The following is a 20,741-nucleotide window of genomic DNA, read 5'->3' as shown; positions in this document are numbered from 1 at the left end:
CGCGTTTGATCTATTGGTCGTTCATGTGTGTGTCGATCTTCCAGTGACTTGACTGTGACTGCGCTTCTCTTCAAAACCGCTATTTCGGAAAACAAAAAAAGCCTGACGTCTCTTATTCAAGAGACGACAGACTGTTAGGTCCGGCGCGGTACCACCCTTGTTGACGTTCCTTCCCGTGAGGAAGCAATGAACGCCCGCTTAAGCATGACGACGATTCTAGAAGTCGAAGCCATGCACCCGATCACGGAGGTCAACCGTAAAGACGTACGTGAGCATTCCGTAAGCCTTGGCCTTCGGCCGACAGCGAAGCTCATTTCCGTAAATCCGCTCCCAGGCGAGTGTTCAAGCGGCCTTCGACTGCGTTGCACCAACCCGCAGCTCTCTAATCCCGGCTATACGCTTTACTGCTCCTGTTCGTCGCGTTTGTCAGATGTTTGAAGTGTTGTTGCCTATTATATGCCTGTCGGAATCGTCTGTCAATTCGATTTGAAAATTTACCGGGTGAATATTTGGGGACTCTCGGCTGGGACGCGGTTGCGATGAGGGGGAGTTCGGGGGCTGAGAGTTCGATTTTGGGACTCTCGGCTGCTAATGTGGTTGGGAAGGGGTTAGTTTGGGGGCTGAAAGTTCGATTTGGGGACTCTCGGCTGCTGGTGCGGTTGGGATGGGGGTAGTTTGGGGCTGAGAGTTCGATTTGGTGACTCTCGGCTGCTGGTGCGGTAGGGATGGGAGTGGTTTGGAGGCTGAGAGTTCGATTTGGTGACTCTCGGCTGCTGGTGCGGTTGGGATGGGGGTAGTTTAGGTGCTGAGAGTTCGATTTTCGTACTCTAGTCTTAAGAGAGGTAATAGGTTCCTCTCTTAGTCGAGCTAATAGTGGTTTTGGGCCAAAGTGAGGTAATGAGTTCCGCTCATGGTCGGGCTATACTGGTTTTAAGTCAAAGAGAGGTAATGGGCTCTGCTTTGGATGCGGTGAGACAATGGGGGCTTTATTTAGCCGAAAATCCCCGATTCGGCGTGGCTGGGGAATCGATGCCATAATGCAAAAAAGCTGCCTCAAAGCCGTATCATCTACGTTTCGAGGCAGTTTCGTACGATCACTTCTTGTTGTAGATCTTATACAACAACCAGAGGATTCCCCAAGGCAACACATACCGGCTCACCCACTCGAAAGCATGGACCAGCCGCTCGCCTCCGAAGAATTCGTCCCCACCGCCAACCATCGCACAGATAAAGATAAAGACAAATAATACGAATATCGTGCCGTAGAAATAAGGCTTCGAATTCACGAAAATCAGCTCCCCCATACGACTACATACGTGTACGTACCCGCAGCAATTGCAACTAGGAACAGCGCGGCCGGAGAGCTAGCTCCGAACCGACCATTCTTCCAGCGACAAGCCCGGCTCCGCCTTCATGTCGAGCGGCGTAAACTCGCCGCGCTTCCACTTCAAGTGCGCCGCTGCGCCGATCATCGCCGCATTGTCCGTGCACAGCTTAAGCGGCGGAATGAGCAGCGGAATGCCTGCCTCTTGGCAGCGCTCAGTCAAGGCTGCACGCAAGCCGCCGTTAGCCGCGACGCCGCCGCAGAGCAGCAGCTGCTTGGCACCGACTTCGCGAACGGCACGAAGCGATTTCGTCACAAGCACGTCGATGACGGACGCTTGGAAACCGCGGGCAAGAGCAGCCTCGCGCGGCGTTTCGCCTTTCATTTTGGCCGAATTGATGGCTGCAAGAACAGCCGATTTCAACCCGCTGAAGCTGAAATCGTACGAGTCCGGCTCCAGCCAAGCCCGAGGCAGCTGGAACTCTTCCTCCGACTGTTGCGCCAGCCTATCGATGTAAGGCCCGCCGGGGTAAGGGAAATTCAGCGTGCGCGCCACTTTGTCATACGCTTCGCCGACAGCATCATCGCGAGTTCTGCCGATAATCCGGAACTTGCCTTCGCTCTCCAGCACGACAAGTTCCGTATGTCCGCCAGAAGCTACAAGCGCCAGGCAGGGATATTCAATCTCATGCACCAGCTGGTTGGCATAGATATGCCCGGCTATGTGATGGGTGCCGATCAGCGGGAGATCAAGCGCCATCGCTAAGCTCTTCGCAGCTACGATGCCAACCAGAAGCGCGCCTACCAGTCCCGGTCCTTGGGTAACCGCAATCGCGGACAAGTCGCGGAACTCCGCGCCGGCCTCCTTCATAGCCTGCTCCATAATGAGCGTGATCGATTCCACATGCTTACGTGAGGCAATCTCCGGCACAACGCCGCCGAACCGCTGGTGCGTCTCGATTTGGCTCGAAATAATGCTCGTTACAATCTCTTTGCCGCCGCGAATAAGCGCGACCGCAGTTTCGTCACAGCTTGTTTCAACAGCGAGAATAAGTTCATTTGTAGTCGTCATACATGTTCTCCACTTCACCTGAGGCATCCAGTTCAGCCCACATGATGAGCGCATCCTCTTTATTGTCGGAATAATAGCCGGGCCGGACGCCCGACGGTTCAAAGCCAAGTTTTCTATACAACCGCTGCGCCACTTCGTTGGATACACGCACTTCAAGCGTCATCCTCTTGGCGCCAAACATGACCGCCGCACGCTGCAGCTCCACCATCAGCATTTCACCAAGTCCACGTCCGCGATACTGCTCGCGCACGGCCACGTTGGTCACATGAGCCTCATCCATAATGGTCCACATGCCGCCGTAACCAATGACTTCACCCTCGTAATCCATCACCATATAGCGGGCAAAATGATTGTTGGTCAGCTCGTTAACGAACGCTTCCTCTGTCCACGGCGAAGTAAAGCTCTCCTGCTCGATAGCGACGATCGTCTTCACGTCGCTCATCGTCATCAGTCGAAAAACAAGCCGGTTCACATCAATGACCGTCATGTTTACCCGCTCCTCCCACCGCGTTGTGCTGCTGCGAAGCCGTCCGTTCCTGCAACTTCACTTCCGCTTCCGTCAACTGCGTATAGTTTGGAATAAAAGTATGCACGTCATCGGATTCTCCCGCTGCCAGACGCGAGAGTCCCAGTGCAGCAACGGAACGTCCTTCTAAAATATAAGGGAATGCCGCGACTTCCACTTCGGGGCATAGGTTCCTCAACCGCTCAGCTTCCGCTTCATGAAGCTGTAATTCACCGACAATCCAAATCGCGGCAGGTCTTGAAGCGGCGTCCATTTCCTTCACGTCTGCGGCGAGTCGGTCTACCCAGTCGTGCATCAGTCGTATGCCGTCTTTGGCGAGCCGCTTCCAGGCTGCAGGGAAAGAAGATGACGAAACGTCCGCAGCAGAAGCCTCGAATGTTCCCGTATACACTTGTCCGCGACGCGCATCCATGATTGGCACGATCCAAACCGGACGATTCGCCCCTACGGATGAGGCGTTGTCTGCTCCTGTCTGCCAGGCCCCATAAGCGAGGGCTTCCAGGCTGGAAACGCCTACGAGCGGTTTCTGCCAGACCCATGCTAAGGTTTTGCCGACGGATACCGCGATTCTCATCCCGGTGTACGAGCCCGGTCCGCGACCGATTGCAATGCCCGCCAGCTCCTCCGGTGCAATCCCGCATTCACTCAGCAGTTCCTTGACGACCGACACCGTATGGACGGAATGATTGCGTTCCGCAAGCGACTGAATGTCGCGCAGCACCTCATCGCCGCGCACGAGTGCGGCGGCAAGCGATGCGGTTGATGTATCCAGCGCAAGCACCAGCTGGCCTTCCCGGCTGCCCGGCGTAGTATTTTCACTCATCTGTTACGTGCTCCTATCTATGATCTATTGCCTGTAATTGTTGACACCAAGCCGCATACGGCGCCCCAATGCCGGTAATCGTAATCCGGCGCGCTTCTCCGCCCAGATGCGCGATGTACAGCTGAAGCCGATCCGGCGGAAGCAGTGCTTCGACGAGGCTTGCCCACTCGACGATCGTTACGCCTTCACCGAAGAAATAATCGTCCAATCCAAGCTCGTCCGCTTCCTGCTCGGAGAGCCGGTACACATCCATATGATAAAGCGGCAATTGCGCCCCTTGATATTCTTTAATAATGGTAAACGTCGGACTGTTCACAACGCCCGGTACGCCGATTCCGGCTGCAAAAGCTTTGGAGAATCGCGTTTTGCCTGCTCCCAGGTCACCGTCGAGCGCCAGCACCGTGCCCGGAACCGCCAGCTCTGCAAGCTTCTCTGCCAATCGTACCGTGTCTTCTTCGGTCTCTGCCGTCCATATCATTTCGTAGCTTTCGTTCATGCTTCGGCCGCTCCTAATTTCCAAAATGATTATACCCGCGCTTCGCAATCTGCTCCCTCAGCACCTCATAGCGCCCTGTGCCGCCACCGCTTCTGCCGCTGCCGCCGTCCAAGTCGCGGAGCAGCTCCACGCCTGCACCGCCGGCTTCGACCTCGCCGATGATAAACATCGGCAAGCCGGCTTCGGCCAGCTCGGCCTTCGCTGCTTCCGCATCTGCGGCAGCAATCGTGCCGAGCAGCACGTAGTCTTCGCCGCCGTAGAGTATCCACTCCAATGGATTCACGCCGCAGTTGTGCGCGTAAGCGGTCATGCTGCCGCTGCGCGGCAAGTCCGAGTCGCGGAGCACGATGGTTACGCCCGAAGCCTCGGCGATTTCCCAGGCTTCGCTGGCCAGTCCGTCGCTGACGTCATTCAGCGACGTCACGGTTCCGCGCGCGGCAAGCAGCAGCGCCGCGCGCACCGAAGGCGCCGGCCGGCGGTGCGCCTGCACCAGCGCCGCCGTGCCGGGCGCTGCCTTCACAGTCGGCGGCGACATAGAGGCAGGCGGCGAGCCCGCGCCGCCGCCATGCGGCTGCGCCGCAGCCCCCGCGCGGACAGCCGCGGCGGCGAGCAGAGCATGCAGACCGGCCGCGGCCATCCCCGCCGCTCCGGTCACGAACACGGCGTCGCCGGGCTGCGCGCCTGCCCGGCGAATCGCCTTGCCGGCCGGGGCGGTGCCCACGACCGTCACGGACACAACCAAGTGCAGCGGCGAACTCGTCGTATCGCCGCCAACCACCGCGACGCCGTAATGCTCGGCGCACGCGTAAAGCCCATCATAGAGCCGGCGCATACGTGCCGGCCCCCATGCCGGCGGCACGCTCACGGATACGAGCGCATGCCGCGGCACGCCCCCCATTGCCGCGATATCGCTGACGTTCGCGGCCAGCGCCTTCCAGCCGATGTCGGCCTCGCCCATCGTCGCGTCGTTGAAATGGACGGTCTCCACCATCGTGTCGACCGCGAGCAGCCACTCCAGGCTGCCGCCATTGTCACCCGGCGGCAATCCTACGACAGCCGTATCGTCGCCGATGCCGAGCACCACGCCTTGCTTCGCGAGCACGGACGGATGTTGGCGGTCATCCGTCCAATTTCGAATGCGCTCAAACTCGTCCAGTTTCTCCGCCTCCAGTTGCCGGCCGCAGCCTTATTTGTCAAAGTTAGTTGTCCCTATTATATCGGTCAGCACAAAGACCCGCAACAAAAGCAGGCAAGGCCATGCTTGGTTGCACAGCCTTGCCTGTATGAATGTCTGCGAGCAGACCTGCTTGATTGCCTGGTTAGTGGATGGCTCGCTTCTTGAAGCGTCCGCCTTTGACGTCATGGATGTTGCCCACCGCGAGGAACGCTGTAGGATCGAGTTCCATGACAATGGACTTCATCTTCGCTTCTTCCAGACGAGTGATGACGCAGAAGATCACGCGCTTCGTCCCACCCGAGAATGCACCTTCGCCATGCAAATACGTAACGCCGCGGCCGAGCCGGCTCATGATGGCATCGCCGATTTCCTTCGATTCTTTACTGATAATCCAGACCGACTTGGATTGATCGATCCCCTCCAAGGTCACGTCTATGACTTTAAAGGCAATGTAGTAGGCTATGAGTGAATACATCGCGCTGTCCCACGAGAACACGAACCCTGCGCTCGCCAGGATAAACAGATTGAAAAACATGACAATTTCGCCGACAGAGAATGGTGTTTTCTTCGTGAACAAGATCGCAATGATCTCCGTTCCATCGAGCGATCCGCCGGAACGGATTACCAAACCGACCCCGATGCCGAGAATAACGCCGCCGAATACCGGTGCCAGAAACGGACTGTACGTCAAAGCCTGGACCGGATGAAGCAAGGTCGTGCCGATGGACATGACCACAACGCCGTAAAGCGTTGATATCGCAAATGTTTTGCCGATCTGCTTGTAACCGATAACGAGAAACGGCAAGTTGAACAAGAATAGAAAGAGACCGAGCGGCAAACTAGTCAGATGAGCCACAATGATGGATATACCGACTATTCCGCCATCAATAATGTTGTTTGGCACGAGAAAAATCTCAAGAGCTACGGAAACGAGCCCTGCACCGATGGTAAGTAATACAATCCGTAGCAGCAACTCCAGCTTGGTAAGCTTATAGTGCTGTTTCGCCATACTTTCCCCCCTCTAGTGATAAAACTTAAAAATTAAGCTTATTGATTCATTATACCCGAATTTAGCTCGATTTCCAAGAATAAGCACGTCTTTTCGCCATTTATATTTCGTTATGTCTCGAAATCGTCAAATTCCGAACGTTTTTAAATATTCATTCATTTGAAAATTATTGTTCCTATAAAAAGACCCTCGGCATCCAACGATCGGTGTCCGAGGGCCCTGCTCCGTGCCGCTTCCTATTCGTCGCCTTCTTCTTTCAAGCGGTCGACCGAAACGGTTTGCGTATTAAGCGGGTCTGAACCCACTTGAACGGTTGCCATGCCGTTGGCTTCGTCTACATTTTCAATCCATACCGACTTATCGCCCAGATGAACGGCAAACGTGTCCTTCGAGCTGTAAATTTCCATTGCGCGTTTCGTATCCACTGCTTAATCCCTCGCTTCAGGCTCCATTGTATCCGTGGTGGACTCTGCAATTAACCCGTTGTTCAAGGTCACTTGCCCGCCGCCTAATCCTTCGTTCACCATCCGGTCGATGTCCATAAAATAATCATCGCGGCCTTCATGCTGCTTATCGTTGCCGTTCCCAGTCGGGGAATTGCCCGCTTCGGTCATTCCATATGCCTCCTTTAGATGATGAAGTTGGTTCTTGCTACACGAAAATATGCCCGAACAAGCTTACTTTCATGCATTCGGGGAACAATGAATGTATAGGACTTTAATCCATTTTAATGTGAGGGGGAATTGAGATGCATACCGTATGGAAAGGGGCCATCAGCTTCGGTCTCGTGCATGTGCCTGTCAAAATGTTTTCAGCTACGGAGGATAAAGACATCTCTCTGAAAATGATTCACCGTGACTGCGGCAGCAACATCTCCTATATCCGCAAATGCCCGACCTGCGACGTTGAAGTCGATTGGGACGCCATCGTCAAAGGCTATGAATACGAGAAAGGCCGTTATGTACTGTTCGAGAAAGACGAGCTGGAGTCGCTGTCCAGCGATGCTACCAAGACGATTACCATCCTGGATTTCGTCGCGCTCGAGGAAATTGACCCGATTTATTTTCAGAAAACCTACTATCTCTCGCCGGATCAGGCAGGCGGAAATGCGTATAACCTGCTTATGGAGGCCATGCGCCAGTCGGGTCGGATCGGGATTGCCAAAGTATCGATTCGTTCCAAAAGCTCGCTTGCTGCCATTCGCATCATCGATGATTGCTTAGCGATGGAAACGATTTTCTACCCGGATGAAATCCGCTCCGTCGATCAGGTGCCGGGACTGCCGGAAACCGTCAATGTGAACGAGAAGGAGCTCATGATGGCGCGCATGCTGATCGAGCAGCTCTCCACTCCGTTCGAGCCGGCCAAATATACCGACGATTATCGGGAGCGTTTGATGGATCTCATTCAGCACAAAATCGCAGGCGAGGACGTTCGCGTCGCGCCGGAGCAGCAGCGCACGAATGTGCTTGACCTGATGGCCGCGTTGCAAGCCAGCTTGGAGGCGGTTAAGCTGCCGCCGAATGCGCCGGGCGGCTTGGATACGAATGCGGCCGGTGCCGGCGGCGGTGCGGCTGCGGGTGCAGGTGTAGCCGCAGGCGGTGCGGCTGCCGGCACTTCCGGTGCTGCCGAGGGAGCCAGCGAGGTCGTGGCTAAAGTGAAAGCGCCGCGTGCGCGCAAAACGAAGAAGGACACGGTGTCATAGGCGATGGAACAGCCATGGTCCGAGGAATCGCTTCCTGATGTGAGCTTGCATCAGGAAGTTCACTATGAGCAGCCATTGCCGCTGCCGGTTGAGCCGATGGCTCCTATCTCTAATGATGAGCTCCCTGTCGGCAGCGAATGGGGCTATCAGCTGAAATGGGACGGCGTGCGCATCCTTGCCCGCTTGAACGGGTTTGGTCAGGTCGAGATATTTTCGCGCAAGCTGTACTTAAAGAATAGTATTTATCCAGAAATTACGTCGCTGCTGGAATCTAAGGCAGCGGCACTTGGCCGATGCCTGCTGGACGGCGAAATCGTATGGTGGGACGGCGTACGGCCGAATTTTCAGCATGTGCTGAAGAGAGAACGATCACGCGGGCTCTTGCGGCAGCCGCAGCCTGAACCTAATGGCGGAGCTACGGGTGCTGAAGCAGTTGCTAATGCGAGTGCTCGAGGCGGGCTCGTCTTGGTGCTGTTCGATATCCTCGCAGACGCTTCCGGCGATTTGCGCCATCTCCCCTATGAGGAGCGGCATCAGCGGCTTACCGAGTTATGTCCGTCTGATGATCCGCGCATGTTTGTAACGGATCTGTTTCAGGATGGCGCTGCGTTGTGGGAATGGGTCCAAACGAATAAATGGGAAGGCGTTGTCAGCAAACGGCTGGACAGCCCTTATCGGGAAGGCAAGAAACATCGCGACTGGCTGAAGAAGAAGATCGTCCTTGTCCTCGATGTCGATATTGTCGGACTTAAGTGGCGGGGCGGCATCGTCGCGAGTCTGGTAATGGAGCATGAGGGCTATTATCTCGGCAGCGTCTCGCTCGGGCTCAATGATGCGCTTCGCAGAGTGTTGGCCGCGACTTTCAAGCCGCAGCATTCGCATTTGGCGGTAGTCGCTTGTCCGTTTCCGGCCGTGCCGGAGGATCTGAAGCGTGAAGAGATCCAGTGGCTGTCGCTGCCGTTCAAGTGCCGGGTTTCCGGCCTCGAGCTGACTTCTGCCGGACAGCTTCGCCATCCGAAGCTGGTTACCTTTCTTCCGAAGGAGCCGCTGTCATGAGCCGTTCTGTGAAAGGAACCGTTGTTGTTGATGGTCAGGAGCTGACCGTAAGCAACCCAGAGAAGCTGTTATGGCCGGAGATGGGCATCACGAAGGCGATCTTTTTGCAGCGTCTTGCCGCGTTGTCGCCATGGTTATTGAAGCATTGCCAGGATCGGCTGCTGACGACCATTCGGTTCCCGGATGGGGTGAATGGGAAATCCTTTTATCAGAAAAACAGCCCCGCCCCTACGCCGGCTTTTGTCGAAACCGTGACCCGGGAGGGCATTCACTACGTGAAGCTGACCTCCCTGCCGGTGCTGCTATGGCTCGGCAATTTGGCTTGTCTCGAATATCACGCATCCTTTGACCGAGTGAGCAACCCGGAGCATCCGACGGAATGGGTGCTTGATCTGGATCCTACGCTTGAAGAGGAGCCGCGGATTATGGAAGCAGCACTACTGGTCGGGGATCTGCTGCGATCGCTCGGCATCTCCTCCGTGCCCAAAACATCGGGAGCAACAGGCGTGCAGGTCATCATTCCGATCGTGCAGGATCTCACCTTCGATGAGCTGCGCCGTATCGGCGAATTTGTCGGCGCTTTTCTCGCTGACAAGCACCCCGGCCTATTCACCATCGAGCGTTTGAAAAAGAACCGCGGCGACCTCATCTACATCGACTATCTGCAGCACTATCAAGGCAAAACCATCATCGCCCCCTACTCCCCGCGCGCCCGCCGAGCCGCCAGCGTATCCACGCCGCTCCACTGGGACGAAGTACGCCGCAACGTCGCCATCGCCGACTACAACCTGCTGAACATCGAGGATCGACTGCGTAAAGAAGGCGACCTGCTGGACACGGTCGCCCCGCAGTCGCTCCGCTCGATCCTGCAGTTTATCGGCGGCGGGAAACGCTGAGATATTGGGCTACAACATACACAGCGCTGAGGATAACGGATATTCCGCCTCGCGCCGCAAACAGTCGAAATGCCGCTTCCCTCGCATGGGCTCCACCTCCATAAGCGGCATAACCCTTATGGTGGAACAATTAGCTCGTTTTAGGCAACTTAGCGGATATTCCGCTAACAGTACTCGCAACTGCACAAAAGCACCCTCTCTCGCATGGACTCCACTTTCATATGCGGCATATCGTGGAACAATTGGCTCGATTTGGGCTACTTAAGCGGATATACCGCTAACAGTGCCCGCAACTGCACATCAAGTAACCTCTCTCGCATGGGCTCCACCTTCATATGCGGCATATCCGCTTATAGATATACTGGACTGCAACTTCGGAGCACATTTGCCACATTCATAGCACTCGCCGTCAGCAAGATCATAGTTCTCCAAGCTGAGAGTTCCATTTTCCGACTCTCAGCCTCTTTTTCCCGCGGTTTCGCCACTGAGAGTCGGATTTCACGACTCTCACCTCCCCACATTGGCGAAACCATAGGCTTCACTAAGCTGAGAGTCGGGTTTTCCGACTCTCAGCCTCTTTTTCCGCGGTTTCGCCGCTGAGAGTCGGATTCCCCGACTCTCCGCCCCCGACGGCGGAGCGCAACAAAACAAAAGCCGGACCAGCTAAGCCGGTCCGGCCTTCAACAAATTAACCTAAAATCGTTTCAATCCGTGCAAGCACGTCTTCCGACAGCTTGATGCCGGATGCGGCTACGTTCTCGATGACCTGCTCCGGACGGCTGGCGCCGACTAGTGCGCTGGCTACGTTCGGTTGGCGCAGAATCCAGGCGAGTGCGAGTTGGCCGGTCGAAATTTCGAGCTCGCCCGCAATTTCGGACAAGGCGCGTACTTTCGCAAGCTTCTCGTCCGTGATGCCTTTGCGCATCCACTCGAGCTTCGAAGCGCGGCTGCCCTCCGGCAGATCTGCCGCGGACGTGTATTTGCCTGTCAGCAGCCCTTGTGCAAGCGGCGAGAACACCACTTGACCGATGCCGTTCTTCTCCCCGTAAGGGATCACTTCTTTCTCGATGTAACGCTCGAACATGTTGTAGATCGGTTGGCTTACTACGATACGGTCGAGCAAGTAACGGTCCGCTGTTCCAAGCGCATCGGCCATTTGGGAAGCCGTCCACTCGCTGACACCCGCGTACAGCACCTTGCCGGAGCGGATCAGATCGTCGATCGCGCGCAGCGTTTCTTGCAGCGGCGTTTCCGGATCATAACGGTGGCAGTAGAAAATATCTACATAATCCGTGTTCAAACGCTTCAAGCTGGCATTCGCCTGCTCGATCACATGCTTGCGGGACAAGCCGCGGTCATTCGGACCGTCACCCATTGGCCAGAACGCTTTCGTTGCGAGCACGTAAGATTCACGCGGGAATTGCTTAATCGTTTCGCCGAGCAAGACTTCTGCAGCTCCACGCTCATACACATTCGCCGTATCGAAGAAATTGACGCCAAGCTCGTAGGCCTTCTCGATTGCTTTTACCGCATTCTCACGTTCCACATAACCGCCATATGTAAGCCAGCTGCCCAAGCTGACCTCACTTACCTTTAGTCCGCTGCCGCCCAGTCTTCTAAATTTCATTTCTCCAACCTCCTAGAGATAATTGCAGTTCCCTGCATACGCTGTCAAACCAGCGCACCCCCTATTCTACTTAACTCATTATAGATTTTAAAGTAGTGAAATATTTGTCATTATATTATACTTAATATATATACTATACTTTATGTAACTAATTATTAACGGAGGATTACCTAATGTCAGTAAACAATTATGTCCCGAAGGTACCGGCCGAAATCGCATGCAATATTGAGAAAACGCTGGATGTCATCGGCGGAAAATGGGCCTTTCTTGTCCTGCGCGAGCTATTTTGCGAGAAGCGCCGTTTCGGAGAATTGCAGCGGCTTATCCCTTCCGTCAGTCCACGAGCACTAACAAGTACGCTGCGTCATTTGGAGGGACAAGGGGTGCTTGAGCGCCATGTGTTCCCGACCGTTCCCGTAACCGTTGAATATTCGCTGACACCTAAAGGCGTCGATCTGCATCAGATTTTGCATGAAATGAAGCTATGGGCCGCCAAGTGGACCTAATCTTGAATCAACTCAAAAAGAGCAGGGCATTCACATCACGACGTGAACCCTGCTCTTTGCTATAATCCGAACCATAACCGCTACAGTCCGATAATCTGTTTAATTTGCAGCTGACGTTCCGCGGACAAGTCCACGAACTCTTCGCCTACGCGCACTAGAGGTGCTTCCTCGTCATGCGGATTAATGAATACGATCTCGCCTACGCGGTCATCCGTGAGGACGACTTTCTGGCCGATCATTTTGGTCGTAATATTCTCAAGGAATACCGACACGATATGCGGGTCGAGCTGCCCGAAATAGCCTTCACGCAGCTGGCGAACAACCTCATAGAACGGTAGCGCTTTATGGTAGGGTCGATCGGAGGACATCGCATGGAAAATATCCGCCACCGCTACGATTTTGCTGAAACTATCGATTTTATCTGAAGTCAGCCCAAGCGGATATCCTCTGCCGTCTTCGCGTTCATGATGCTGAAGAGCAACTAACGCGGCACGATAGCTGATGCCTTCGGTTTTCTTCAGGATTTCATAGCCGTAAATGGTATGTTTCTTCACGACTTCAAACTCGGCCTCTGTCAGCTTGCCCGGTTTGTTGATGATTTCCGGCGGAATTTTCACCTTGCCTACATCATGCAGCGTCGCTGCAAGGGTAAGCGCTGTCAATTCATCTTCTTTTAAATTTAGCCATTTGCCGATCATCGTCGACAATACGCCAACCCCAATGTTGTGCTGATACGTATAATCACCCTGCGCCTTGACCGCCTCGAACAGCTCGAAAATATTCGGATGGCTCGCCACGTTCTTAACCGCGGGAATAATATTGTTCTGCAGCTCATCCATCGGCACTTTGCCCGTTTCCCGAATGGAATCGTACATTTCCTTGGCTCGGATTGTAACCTGACTCACGGCGGAATGAGGCGTACTCGACTTGGCCGTCTTCGCCGGCTCCACTACATCATAGATAACGGAAATATGTTCAATCTTGTGCTTTTCCAGTAGGATCAAGTGCTCTTCTTCCAGCACGATGTTAGCGGGCAGCACGGTTACGCCAAATGCATTTACGACTTCATTTTTTAAGGTTTTCCCCAAATAGTTTCGCATAGCGCCTCCAACAAAAGTCGTACTTGTCCCTTTTTTTCCAAGGTAAATGTTTACTGTTACCTCTACTTTACCATGCTGATATAGCCATTGTCCTATGGTATTGTTTTACAGACTGCAAGAATGAATCTAAAGTACTACTCCGAACGTCAAAAAGATCCTCCCTTCTCTACCAAGAGGCCCATTTTTATCGATCTGATCTCATCCTTTACAATTCACCGGTCATCAATGCCGTTGTCCATCGGTCTACCATATATGGAAGTGCAGGTGCGCTTCTGCGCTTACCGGCCCGACTGCGAGGCGCAGCCGCCGGTTCTTGCTGAGCTCCGCGCTTGCGGAGCGTTGATTTGGAGCGATGCAGCACCATTTTGACGGCGGGTACCGTACATTGCAGCTCATCGGCAATATCCTGGTAGGAATAATCGAACACCTCTGCGAGCAGGAGCATCTCCATCTCGCGTGCGGACAAATGCTCGGTTACCCATTCCAGCGTCCCGCGAATGGAGGCGTAGTTGTTATCGTAATACGGCAGTTGAAGCGCCTCATCGATCGGAACGGTAATGCCGCGTCGTCTGCGATGTGCGTCAATATGCACGTTGCGCGCGATCTTGTACAGCAGCGATCTAGGGTGACGAAGAATGCCGGTATCCCGATAATGCTTGAATGCCCGAAGCAGCGCCTCCTGCAGCAGATCCTCCGATTCCCATTTGGATGCGGTCAAATAATAACAATATGTCCGCACATGCCGGAGATGCGGCTTGATGGCTTCTTCGAACTCGGTCCACGGCTTCATGCTGTCTGGTCTCCCCCCTGCTTTTGTCCTGTTTCACTGATCCTGACTCTCAGTCTAACAGGCCATTGTGAACATGATGTGAAAAAGAAGAGGAATTAAGATGAATTTTTGAGAAGACTGAACAATTGAGCAGAGGCAGCTTCTGTCCATTCGGACGTATGCGCTATCGCCTCTTCCAAGGTGCATGGACCCGGGACGATGGAGAATGCGCTCACCTTCCCCAGCTTGCTTAGCTCGTCAATCGATAACACTCTCATCCCGCACAAAATAATAACCGGCACGCCAAGCTGCCCTGCCGCTTCGCACACTCCTGCCGCTACCTTGCCGGATAACGTCTGCTCGTCCAGCTTGCCTTCACCGGTCATGATATAGTCGGCGTCCTTCGCGGCAGCGGCAAATCCGCTTGCTTCCATCACAACTTCAATGCCGGGTCGGACCACCGCATTCATGAAACCGGCAATGCCGGCTCCCATGCCACCGGCAGCTCCTCCGCCGGGCAGGGTCAGCACGTCGATCCCGCGTATGGCGTGGATTTGCTCGGCGAATTTTCGCAGCCCTTCATCGAGGACTGCCACCATCTCCGGCGTTGCCCCCTTCTGTGGACCGAAGATGGCCGATGCGCCTTGCGGTCCGCACAGCGTGTTGGTTACGTCGCTCGCGATCGTAACCCGCGATTCCGCTAGACGCGAATCCAGCCCGGAGATATCCAGCTCCGCGAGCTTGCTCAGCGCTCCGCCGCCTTCGGCGAGGGGCTGGCCTTGTGCGTCCTGCAGCTGCAATCCCAGCGCTCGCAGCATGCCGGAGCCGCCGTCATTGGTCGCGCTGCCGCCAAGGCCGATAATGAATTTGCGATAGCCCTGATCCAGGGCATGCTTAATCAGCTCTCCCGTGCCGCGGCTTGATGTCAGCAGCGGCTGCCTCTCTTCCGCTGTTAGGAGCGGGAGCCCGGATGCTTGCGCCATCTCGATGATCACGGTCTCGCCATCGCCCAGCACACCGTAGGCTGCTGTCATGGCGCGGCCAAGCGGATCAGTCGCCGCTGCCTCTATTCGCTTGCCGCCTGTAGCGTGCACAAGGTTGTCCATGATGCCTTCGCCGCCATCGGCAAGCGGCAGCTCGAGCAGCTCTGCCTCCGGCATGACGGAACGAATGCCTCTGGCAATTGCGCTGCACAGCTCTTTTGCCGTTGCGGAGCCTTTGAAGGAATCGGGTGCAATGACCACTTTCATACGTTATCTACTCCCATCGTCGCCCTAAAATATCTATGCTGTTATTATAGCTCGCTGCCGGCCGGTAGTAACCATTTTCTTCCTTCACTCCGGTGCCTCCAATCGTACAAACCTCACTTATCCTATATAATCTGTACTACAGCACTACAATTCATAACGGGGAATGATCACGATGGAAGAAACGAAGGATTGGAAGAATGGCATGAAAGTCGGGCATCGATTTATTGCCTCTTTCAGCGGTGGCAAGGATAGTGCGTTGGCTTTATATAAAGCGATGCAGGTTGGAGAAGCGATCGGCCTCATCGTGATGCTGGAGGAGGAAGGAAAACGCTCCCGATCCCACGGCATGCCGCCCGAGCTAATTCGCGCTCAAGCGGATTCGATCGGACTCCCTCTCTACACTGCGGCTGCGAGCTGGGCTGAGTATGAAGAAGCTTTTATCGGTTTATTGAAACAAGCGAAAAACCGCGGGGCCGAGGTGCTCGTAACGGGCGACTTGGAATTGACGGACTATGGCTGCTGGCAGGACGAGGTGTCGACGAAGGCGGGATTAAAGCTTGGCATGCCGCTTTGGCAGATGGATCATCTTGAAACCGTAGAAACGTTCATCAATCTCGGTTTCCTATCGATCGTCGTGACCGTCAACTTATCGCTCGGTATGCGAGAATCGGATCTTGGACGCAGGCTGGACCATGAGTTTGTAAAAGAGCTCCTCGATCGCGGCATCGACCCTTGCGGCGAAGGCGGCGAGTTTCATACGACTGTGCTGGACGGGCCGATCTTCAAAACCCCGATTCCGGTTCGCAAATGCGATATTGTGCGCCATGGCGACTACGCCTTTCTGCCGCTGGAGCTGGATGAGAACGAAACTATATCCAGCTGACCAGCCGGTGGGGTTCTAGCTCCTGTATTGCTCTGAGAGCAACACATTCGCTTGGATCGCCAACTAACTGGGGATGTGTTGCTCTGAGAGCTACATATCCTCTAGAACCACCAACTTACCGCTGCTGTGTTGCTCTGGGAGCTACACATTCTCTAGAACCACCAACTTACTGCTGCTGTGTTGCTCTGGGAGCCACACATTCTCTAGAACCACCAACTTACCTCTGCTATGTTGCTCTGGGAGCTACACATTCACTAAAATCACCAGTTAACTATGTGTGTGTTGCTCTGGGAGCTACACATTCTCTAGAACCACCAACTTACTGCTGATGTGTTGCTCTGGGAGCCACACCTTCGCTAGAACCACCAAGTAACTTCTTGATGTGTTGCTCTGGGAGCTACTTTTCATGGATAGTCAGGCGATGAGCGGTAACCACTACCTCTCTTCCTCCTACTTCTCCCGCTCCCCCACCAATGTACGGTAACCAGTCCCCCACTCCCACCGGCTAGCCACCAGCCGGTGCACACAAAAAAACCGCCTCAAAAGTAGCCAAGCACACTTTTGAGGCGGTCCCTATTTTACTCTTCCGATTCGTTCATATCGTTATACAGCTCGTTGCTGCCCGGCATGAGCAGCCACTTATTGTCCACCTTCTGCAGGTTGTACAAGTTGATCGATTTGACAGGCATCATCTCGCCGCCAATCGTTACTTCAAACGTGTGCAGCGTCAGAAGGAGGCCCTTGTCGCCATTTAGTTCAACGATGGCGTTCTTCTCCAGATTCATTTTCAAGCTGGTTTCGGTGTCCTTGAACAATTCGTCCATGGAAGCCACATCTTCCTCGTAGCCTTCCACTCCGGGTACCAGCGTCGCCTTGTATGCGTTCAGATCCTTCGCATTAACAGCTGCAGCATTAGCGGCAATCAATGCCGAAATCGCTGTCTTGTCAGCTTCGGGAGCTGCAATTGCTTCATTCCAGATGCCTTCGAGATCCAGCAATTGATGGGAGAGCTGCTCGGCATCGTAGATTGCCCATTTGCCGTTCTCTTTGTGAAGCGTGTACAGCATTTCGTTCTCCACATCTGCAAAGAAGCCGTTTCCGCCTACTTTAACCGATTGCTCTACCGTATACACAACCGCTTCAACCGATGAATAGGAATCGATTGTTTTCTCGCTGAAAGTCGTCTTCGTGTGCACTTTCGCGAACGTCTCCTGCACCGATTCACGGATTAAATCACGAACCGGCGACTCCGAATGGAAGATCGCCATATAAGCTGCCGCATCCTGTGCATTCTCTGCCGCAGTCAGCCTGTCCAGCACGCCGAACACTTCTGCCTGCTGCTGCGCCGTAGGTCCTTTATCCGCGATCGTAACGATTTTCTTCACGCCGTCCCAGTTGACCGTTTTATCCGAAAGCGTTGCGATGAAGCGAACGCCGACCATCGTACGGCCGTTCAGCAGCTTCATCTCACCGTTAACGGGAACCTTCTTGCCGTCAACCAATGCCGTCGTACCGCTCGGTTTCATCTCAATGCTGCGAACAGCCGACTTAGCTTTAATCAGCTTCGTTGACGCATTGTAATCGATGGTATAACCCAGATTCGTGAACAGCGTACGGAATTCCACATACGTTTTGCCATTCAGAAGTACAGGCGGCGTAGGGAAGATGACCCATTCGCCATTTAATTTAACTTTGATGTCGGTGCCTCCGCTTGCCGCGGAAGCCGTCCCCGCCAAAGATGCGAATACTACGATAATAGCAAGTACCACGCTTAACAACCGTTTCATAGGAAGCCTCACTTTCATTCTCTCATTTTGGATGACATACCTAATTATAGTATACGAGAGTTTAGGAACTGACAACGCTCCAAATGTTAACTGTAGAGCATAGATGACTACTTGTTCGTGCGCGCCCAGCTCCGGAATAATCGGATGCATAATGCAACCCAGCATGCGCTCAACCAGAAGCCGGCCAGAATATCGGACGGATAATGAACGCCGAGATAAATGCGGGATACACCCATAATCATGATCATCGCTGCACTAAAGCATAATAGGGCGATACGCCCGCTTCTCCGGTGAATATGGCGCCAAAGCAAGTAAGTAATGAGGCAATAGAAGGTCAACGCCGCCATCGCATTGCCGCTCGGATAACTGAACCCTTGCTGCTCTACGAGTCGGTGAATATCCGGACGGGCACGCTGATAAATCGGTTTCAGCAGCTCGTTCAGCAGCGTGGAGCCCAGCATGCCGCCGAGGAGCAAAACAAGCTCCTTTCGATGCTTGAATACAAAGAATAAGAGCACCGCAATGATCAACACCAGCGGGATCATCGTGGAGGTTGAACCGATTTTGTTGAAAACCTTGGCGATGGAGGTCAACGTATCGTTCTCCTGTCCTTGCACCGCGGAAATAATCGTTTCATCAAACTGCTTCAGCTTGTCCCGGGATACAAGCATCGACAGTCCCTGAAATCCTACAATTGCGAGAATAAGCAAAATCAACCACATTACGAAATTAACCTCCGCTTTTATGAAATGAAACTGACCGTCTTTGTCAGTCAAGATCGGGTAGACTGAATACTGTCACGCAACACAACCAGCCCCCTTAAAGGAGAAGATCGTCAAATGAAACCGCTTGATGGAAAAATAGCCGTCGTCGCAGGAGCGACAAGAGGCGCGGGTCGCGGTATCGCGATTGCGCTCGGTCGTGCAGGCGCAACCGTTTATGTCACCGGACGCAGCGTCCGAGGAAGCTTGTCCGACATGGGGCGCAGCGAAACCATTGAAGAAACGGCAGAGCTTGTCACCGCGGCCGGCGGCCAAGGCATACCCGTCCGCTGCGATTATACGATAGAGGATGATGTCAGAACTCTCTATGCTCGTGTAGCCGAGGAGCAGCAAGGCCGGCTGGACATTCAAGTGAATGATATATGGGGCGGCGATCCCCTTACGGTATGGCATGAGCCGTTCTGGGAGCATTCGCTGCACAACGGCCTGCTCATTCAGCAGCGCGGTGTCCACACGCATATGATAGCCAGCTACTATGCTGCACCGCTGATGATTGCACATGGCTCCGGCGGACTCATCATCGAAATTACCGACGGCTACGACTACCGATACCGCGGCAATCTCTACTATAGTTTAGCTAAGATCTCCGTCATCCATCTTGCGCAAGCGATGGCAGCTGACCTCCGCCCGCATAACATCGCCGCGGTTGCTTTAACGCCGGGCTTCCTTCGTTCCGAGGCGATGCTGGATCACTTCGGCGTGCAGGAGAGCAATTGGCGGGATGCTGCTGCTCAGGACCCTCATTTTCTTCAATCGGAAACCCCCGCTCTCGTCGGTCAAGCTGCTGCCGCACTCGCATCCGATCCCAATGTGCTGGCCCGAAGCGGCCAAGCTTTGACCTCATGGGACCTGTCCGAGGAATACGGCTTTGCAGATGCGGATGGCAGTCGGCCGCACTGGGGCCGCTACGCCGCAGAGCACGGCTTCTAGTCAAGGCTTCTAGTCGATTTGGCAATCGATGTCGCAGCTGTTACAAGTCGATCCAGAGCGCAGTTTTATCATCGGATTTCTTCACGCGCGGGAAGCGGGTGCAATCCGGGTCGGACTCTTCGAGCTCCGTCAGCCACTCGATATAACGGGGCAGGCCCATTTCGCGGACAAGCGACGCAATCTCTACCGTGCTGTCCTTGTCCGGCTCTCCCGGCGGCTTCGGAATATAGAGCCCATCGGTAAAGAGCAGCAGCGACTTCACATTCGTCCGGCTGATTCGGCCGAACTCCGCATAATCGCCGAATGCCGGATCACCGTTAATAACGCCGTAGCCGCCAAGCGTGTTAGCCACTTCGCGTCCCGCTATAATAACCGGCTTGCTGTATTCCCACAGCGCTTCGCGCGTTGTCAGTCCTTCCGCGACGCCTTGTGCCCATACCGCTTTGGTCCGATCATCCACATGCGCCAATTGATCGTTCGTAACAATACGTATGGAACCGTCCGTGTAATAGACAGCCAGCATACAGTCGCCTAATTGGGCAAAATCAATCCATTTGGGCTGAACGCGCACCAATGCAGCACATGCATTCCATACAGCTTCCTTCTTCTCCGGCGATATGCCCGCATCTACCATAGCGGCTCGCAGCGCTGTATTGGCACGAGAGAGCAGGCTCATCAGCATATCTGAATTTCCCTCTGCAGCTGTAGCTTCATTGCATGTCCGAGCCACCAGCTGAGCAGCTAAGTAGCCGCCGCTTTCTCCACCGGGTCCCTTGTAAGGGACTAGTGAAGTCGCTCCATCAATAACGCCGAACAGCCGGAGATCTTCATTGCGAATAATCGCATCCTCATTCCAGGGGCTAACCCCTTTTACCGATACTGAAGTGAGTTCCATAATCGTTCCACCTCTCCATTGATAGGGATTCTTTCCTCTATTAGCAGGTAGTAGATTTTAGCATATGACAGACGCCGGATAAAGGCAAACCGATTTCAGCGTGATGGACAAAGAAGACCCGAACCGGC

23 protein-coding genes are annotated in these 20,741 nt (G+C 54.3%); 7 read left to right on the top strand and 16 right to left on the bottom strand.

The window, feature by feature from the left end:
• Window positions 1-204: 204 nt before the first annotated feature.
• Window positions 205-438 carry a hypothetical protein gene (locus tag BM412_RS31955; RefSeq protein WP_143111681.1) on the top strand — a complete coding sequence of 78 codons (234 nt, stop codon included), beginning with the start codon at window positions 205-207 and terminating at the stop codon, window positions 436-438.
• Window positions 439-1,094: 656 nt separating this feature from the next.
• On the opposite strand, the gene BM412_RS22855 is transcribed toward BM412_RS31955, so the two are convergent.
• The 9 genes from BM412_RS22855 to BM412_RS22815 all read right to left on the bottom strand — a co-directional run bounded on the left by BM412_RS22855 (window position 1,095) and on the right by BM412_RS22815 (window position 7,041).
• Window positions 1,095-1,286 carry a hypothetical protein gene (locus tag BM412_RS22855; protein ID WP_091223616.1) on the bottom strand — a complete coding sequence of 64 codons (192 nt, stop codon included), beginning with the start codon at window positions 1,284-1,286 and terminating at the stop codon, window positions 1,095-1,097.
• Between the two features lie 78 nt (window positions 1,287-1,364).
• Window positions 1,365-2,396 carry a tRNA (adenosine(37)-N6)-threonylcarbamoyltransferase complex transferase subunit TsaD gene (gene tsaD / locus BM412_RS22850; RefSeq protein ID WP_091223614.1) on the bottom strand — a complete coding sequence of 344 codons (1,032 nt, stop codon included), beginning with the start codon at window positions 2,394-2,396 and terminating at the stop codon, window positions 1,365-1,367.
• Window positions 2,380-2,883, bottom strand: coding sequence for a ribosomal protein S18-alanine N-acetyltransferase (gene rimI / locus BM412_RS22845; protein WP_091223612.1), 504 nt, complete (start codon window positions 2,881-2,883; stop codon window positions 2,380-2,382). Before rimI ends, tsaD begins: the two co-directional genes overlap by 17 nt.
• Window positions 2,870-3,745, bottom strand: a complete 876-nt coding sequence (tsaB, locus tag BM412_RS22840) for a tRNA (adenosine(37)-N6)-threonylcarbamoyltransferase complex dimerization subunit type 1 TsaB (protein WP_091223610.1) — start codon at window positions 3,743-3,745, stop codon at window positions 2,870-2,872. Before tsaB ends, rimI begins: the two co-directional genes overlap by 14 nt.
• Window positions 3,746-3,758: 13 nt before the next feature.
• A complete protein-coding gene (tsaE, locus tag BM412_RS22835) occupies window positions 3,759-4,241 on the bottom strand; it encodes a tRNA (adenosine(37)-N6)-threonylcarbamoyltransferase complex ATPase subunit type 1 TsaE (protein WP_091223608.1) in 483 nt (160 codons plus the stop codon).
• Window positions 4,242-4,254: 13 nt separating this feature from the next.
• A complete protein-coding gene (thiL, locus tag BM412_RS22830; protein WP_256256549.1) occupies window positions 4,255-5,379 on the bottom strand; it encodes a thiamine-phosphate kinase in 1,125 nt (374 codons plus the stop codon).
• Between the two features lie 181 nt (window positions 5,380-5,560).
• A complete protein-coding gene (locus BM412_RS22825; RefSeq protein ID WP_091223604.1) occupies window positions 5,561-6,427 on the bottom strand; it encodes a YitT family protein in 867 nt (288 codons plus the stop codon).
• 236 nt (window positions 6,428-6,663) lie between these two features.
• On the bottom strand, window positions 6,664-6,852 hold the full coding sequence (locus BM412_RS22820; RefSeq protein ID WP_091223602.1) for an H-type small acid-soluble spore protein: 189 nt from the start codon (window positions 6,850-6,852) through the stop codon (window positions 6,664-6,666).
• 3 nt (window positions 6,853-6,855) lie between these two features.
• Window positions 6,856-7,041, bottom strand: coding sequence for a hypothetical protein (locus BM412_RS22815; protein ID WP_091223600.1), 186 nt, complete (start codon window positions 7,039-7,041; stop codon window positions 6,856-6,858).
• 134 nt (window positions 7,042-7,175) lie between these two features.
• Here BM412_RS22815 and BM412_RS22810 point away from each other — a divergent pair, with 134 nt between their 5' ends.
• The 3 genes from BM412_RS22810 to ligD are packed head-to-tail and all read left to right on the top strand — an operon-like array spanning window position 7,176 to window position 10,084.
• A complete protein-coding gene (locus BM412_RS22810) occupies window positions 7,176-8,132 on the top strand; it encodes a non-homologous end joining protein Ku (protein WP_091223598.1) in 957 nt (318 codons plus the stop codon).
• Window positions 8,133-8,135: 3 nt separating this feature from the next.
• Window positions 8,136-9,188, top strand: coding sequence for an ATP-dependent DNA ligase (locus BM412_RS22805; RefSeq protein ID WP_091223596.1), 1,053 nt, complete (start codon window positions 8,136-8,138; stop codon window positions 9,186-9,188).
• On the top strand, window positions 9,185-10,084 hold the full coding sequence (gene ligD, locus BM412_RS22800) for a non-homologous end-joining DNA ligase (RefSeq protein ID WP_091223593.1): 900 nt from the start codon (window positions 9,185-9,187) through the stop codon (window positions 10,082-10,084). The genes BM412_RS22805 and ligD overlap by 4 nt, the downstream gene beginning before the upstream one ends.
• Before the next feature lie 688 nt (window positions 10,085-10,772).
• Here the strand turns inward: ligD and BM412_RS22795 are convergent.
• Window positions 10,773-11,711, bottom strand: a complete 939-nt coding sequence (locus BM412_RS22795) for an aldo/keto reductase family protein (RefSeq protein WP_091223591.1) — start codon at window positions 11,709-11,711, stop codon at window positions 10,773-10,775.
• Between the two features lie 173 nt (window positions 11,712-11,884).
• On the opposite strand from BM412_RS22795, the gene BM412_RS22790 reads away from it, so the two are divergent.
• The gene (locus BM412_RS22790) at window positions 11,885-12,217 is read left to right on the top strand and encodes a winged helix-turn-helix transcriptional regulator (RefSeq protein ID WP_091223589.1); all 333 of its coding nucleotides are present in this window, start codon (window positions 11,885-11,887) and stop codon (window positions 12,215-12,217) included.
• A gap of 80 nt (window positions 12,218-12,297) precedes the next feature.
• On the opposite strand, the gene BM412_RS22785 is transcribed toward BM412_RS22790, so the two are convergent.
• The 3 genes from BM412_RS22785 to BM412_RS22775 form a co-directional block, all read right to left on the bottom strand.
• On the bottom strand, window positions 12,298-13,317 hold the full coding sequence (locus BM412_RS22785; RefSeq protein ID WP_091223587.1) for an HD-GYP domain-containing protein: 1,020 nt from the start codon (window positions 13,315-13,317) through the stop codon (window positions 12,298-12,300).
• A gap of 205 nt (window positions 13,318-13,522) precedes the next feature.
• On the bottom strand, window positions 13,523-14,107 hold the full coding sequence (locus BM412_RS22780) for an RNA polymerase sigma factor (RefSeq protein ID WP_091223585.1): 585 nt from the start codon (window positions 14,105-14,107) through the stop codon (window positions 13,523-13,525).
• A gap of 95 nt (window positions 14,108-14,202) precedes the next feature.
• Window positions 14,203-15,336, bottom strand: a complete 1,134-nt coding sequence (locus BM412_RS22775) for a glycerate kinase (RefSeq protein WP_091223583.1) — start codon at window positions 15,334-15,336, stop codon at window positions 14,203-14,205.
• A gap of 172 nt (window positions 15,337-15,508) precedes the next feature.
• Between BM412_RS22775 and BM412_RS22770 the strand changes: the two genes are divergently transcribed.
• Window positions 15,509-16,219 carry a Dph6-related ATP pyrophosphatase gene (locus BM412_RS22770; RefSeq protein ID WP_091223581.1) on the top strand — a complete coding sequence of 237 codons (711 nt, stop codon included), beginning with the start codon at window positions 15,509-15,511 and terminating at the stop codon, window positions 16,217-16,219.
• Between the two features lie 578 nt (window positions 16,220-16,797).
• On the opposite strand, the gene BM412_RS22765 is transcribed toward BM412_RS22770, so the two are convergent.
• Both BM412_RS22765 and BM412_RS22760 read right to left on the bottom strand, forming a co-directional pair.
• Window positions 16,798-18,006 (bottom strand): stalk domain-containing protein, encoded by a 1,209-nt coding sequence (locus BM412_RS22765; protein WP_177246026.1) that lies wholly within the window; start codon window positions 18,004-18,006, stop codon window positions 16,798-16,800.
• Between the two features lie 107 nt (window positions 18,007-18,113).
• Window positions 18,114-18,728 carry a phosphatase PAP2 family protein gene (locus BM412_RS22760; protein ID WP_091223577.1) on the bottom strand — a complete coding sequence of 205 codons (615 nt, stop codon included), beginning with the start codon at window positions 18,726-18,728 and terminating at the stop codon, window positions 18,114-18,116.
• A gap of 117 nt (window positions 18,729-18,845) precedes the next feature.
• On the opposite strand from BM412_RS22760, the gene BM412_RS22755 reads away from it, so the two are divergent.
• A complete protein-coding gene (locus BM412_RS22755; protein WP_091223575.1) occupies window positions 18,846-19,718 on the top strand; it encodes an SDR family oxidoreductase in 873 nt (290 codons plus the stop codon).
• A 40-nt stretch (window positions 19,719-19,758) separates the two neighbouring features.
• Here the strand turns inward: BM412_RS22755 and BM412_RS22750 are convergent, their stop codons facing one another.
• Window positions 19,759-20,613, bottom strand: a complete 855-nt coding sequence (locus BM412_RS22750; RefSeq protein WP_091223573.1) for a protein phosphatase 2C domain-containing protein — start codon at window positions 20,611-20,613, stop codon at window positions 19,759-19,761.
• Window positions 20,614-20,741 lie beyond the last annotated feature (128 nt).

Source organism: Paenibacillus sp. BC26, assembly GCF_900116125.1.
In the GTDB taxonomy this organism is placed as follows: domain Bacteria; phylum Bacillota; class Bacilli; order Paenibacillales; family Paenibacillaceae; genus Paenibacillus_Z; species Paenibacillus_Z lignilyticus.
This window is presented reverse-complemented; position numbering and strand designations above follow the sequence as displayed.

Bases quoted from the DNA above. Each gene is read 5' to 3' on its own strand.
- BM412_RS22790 (WP_091223589.1), top strand. From the start codon at position 11,885: ATGTCAGTAAACAATTATGTCCCGAAGGTACCGGCCGAAATCGCATGC.
- ligD (WP_091223593.1), top strand. From the start codon at position 9,185: ATGAGCCGTTCTGTGAAAGGAACCGTTGTTGTTGATGGTCAGGAGCTG.
- BM412_RS22760 (WP_091223577.1), bottom strand. From the start codon at position 18,728: ATGTGGTTGATTTTGCTTATTCTCGCAATTGTAGGATTTCAGGGACTG.
- BM412_RS22765 (WP_177246026.1), bottom strand. From the start codon at position 18,006: ATGAAACGGTTGTTAAGCGTGGTACTTGCTATTATCGTAGTATTCGCA.
- BM412_RS22815 (WP_091223600.1), bottom strand. From the start codon at position 7,041: ATGACCGAAGCGGGCAATTCCCCGACTGGGAACGGCAACGATAAGCAG.
- rimI (WP_091223612.1), bottom strand. From the start codon at position 2,883: ATGACGGTCATTGATGTGAACCGGCTTGTTTTTCGACTGATGACGATG.
- BM412_RS22775 (WP_091223583.1), bottom strand. From the start codon at position 15,336: ATGAAAGTGGTCATTGCACCCGATTCCTTCAAAGGCTCCGCAACGGCA.
- BM412_RS22780 (WP_091223585.1), bottom strand. From the start codon at position 14,107: ATGAAGCCGTGGACCGAGTTCGAAGAAGCCATCAAGCCGCATCTCCGG.
- tsaB (WP_091223610.1), bottom strand. From the start codon at position 3,745: ATGAGTGAAAATACTACGCCGGGCAGCCGGGAAGGCCAGCTGGTGCTT.
- BM412_RS22785 (WP_091223587.1), bottom strand. From the start codon at position 13,317: ATGCGAAACTATTTGGGGAAAACCTTAAAAAATGAAGTCGTAAATGCA.
- BM412_RS22825 (WP_091223604.1), bottom strand. From the start codon at position 6,427: ATGGCGAAACAGCACTATAAGCTTACCAAGCTGGAGTTGCTGCTACGG.
- BM412_RS22795 (WP_091223591.1), bottom strand. From the start codon at position 11,711: ATGAAATTTAGAAGACTGGGCGGCAGCGGACTAAAGGTAAGTGAGGTC.
- BM412_RS22755 (WP_091223575.1), top strand. From the start codon at position 18,846: ATGAAACCGCTTGATGGAAAAATAGCCGTCGTCGCAGGAGCGACAAGA.
- BM412_RS22810 (WP_091223598.1), top strand. From the start codon at position 7,176: ATGCATACCGTATGGAAAGGGGCCATCAGCTTCGGTCTCGTGCATGTG.
- BM412_RS31955 (WP_143111681.1), top strand. From the start codon at position 205: ATGACGACGATTCTAGAAGTCGAAGCCATGCACCCGATCACGGAGGTC.
- BM412_RS22805 (WP_091223596.1), top strand. From the start codon at position 8,136: ATGGAACAGCCATGGTCCGAGGAATCGCTTCCTGATGTGAGCTTGCAT.
- tsaE (WP_091223608.1), bottom strand. From the start codon at position 4,241: ATGAACGAAAGCTACGAAATGATATGGACGGCAGAGACCGAAGAAGAC.
- BM412_RS22750 (WP_091223573.1), bottom strand. From the start codon at position 20,613: ATGGAACTCACTTCAGTATCGGTAAAAGGGGTTAGCCCCTGGAATGAG.
- BM412_RS22770 (WP_091223581.1), top strand. From the start codon at position 15,509: ATGGAAGAAACGAAGGATTGGAAGAATGGCATGAAAGTCGGGCATCGA.
- tsaD (WP_091223614.1), bottom strand. From the start codon at position 2,396: ATGACGACTACAAATGAACTTATTCTCGCTGTTGAAACAAGCTGTGAC.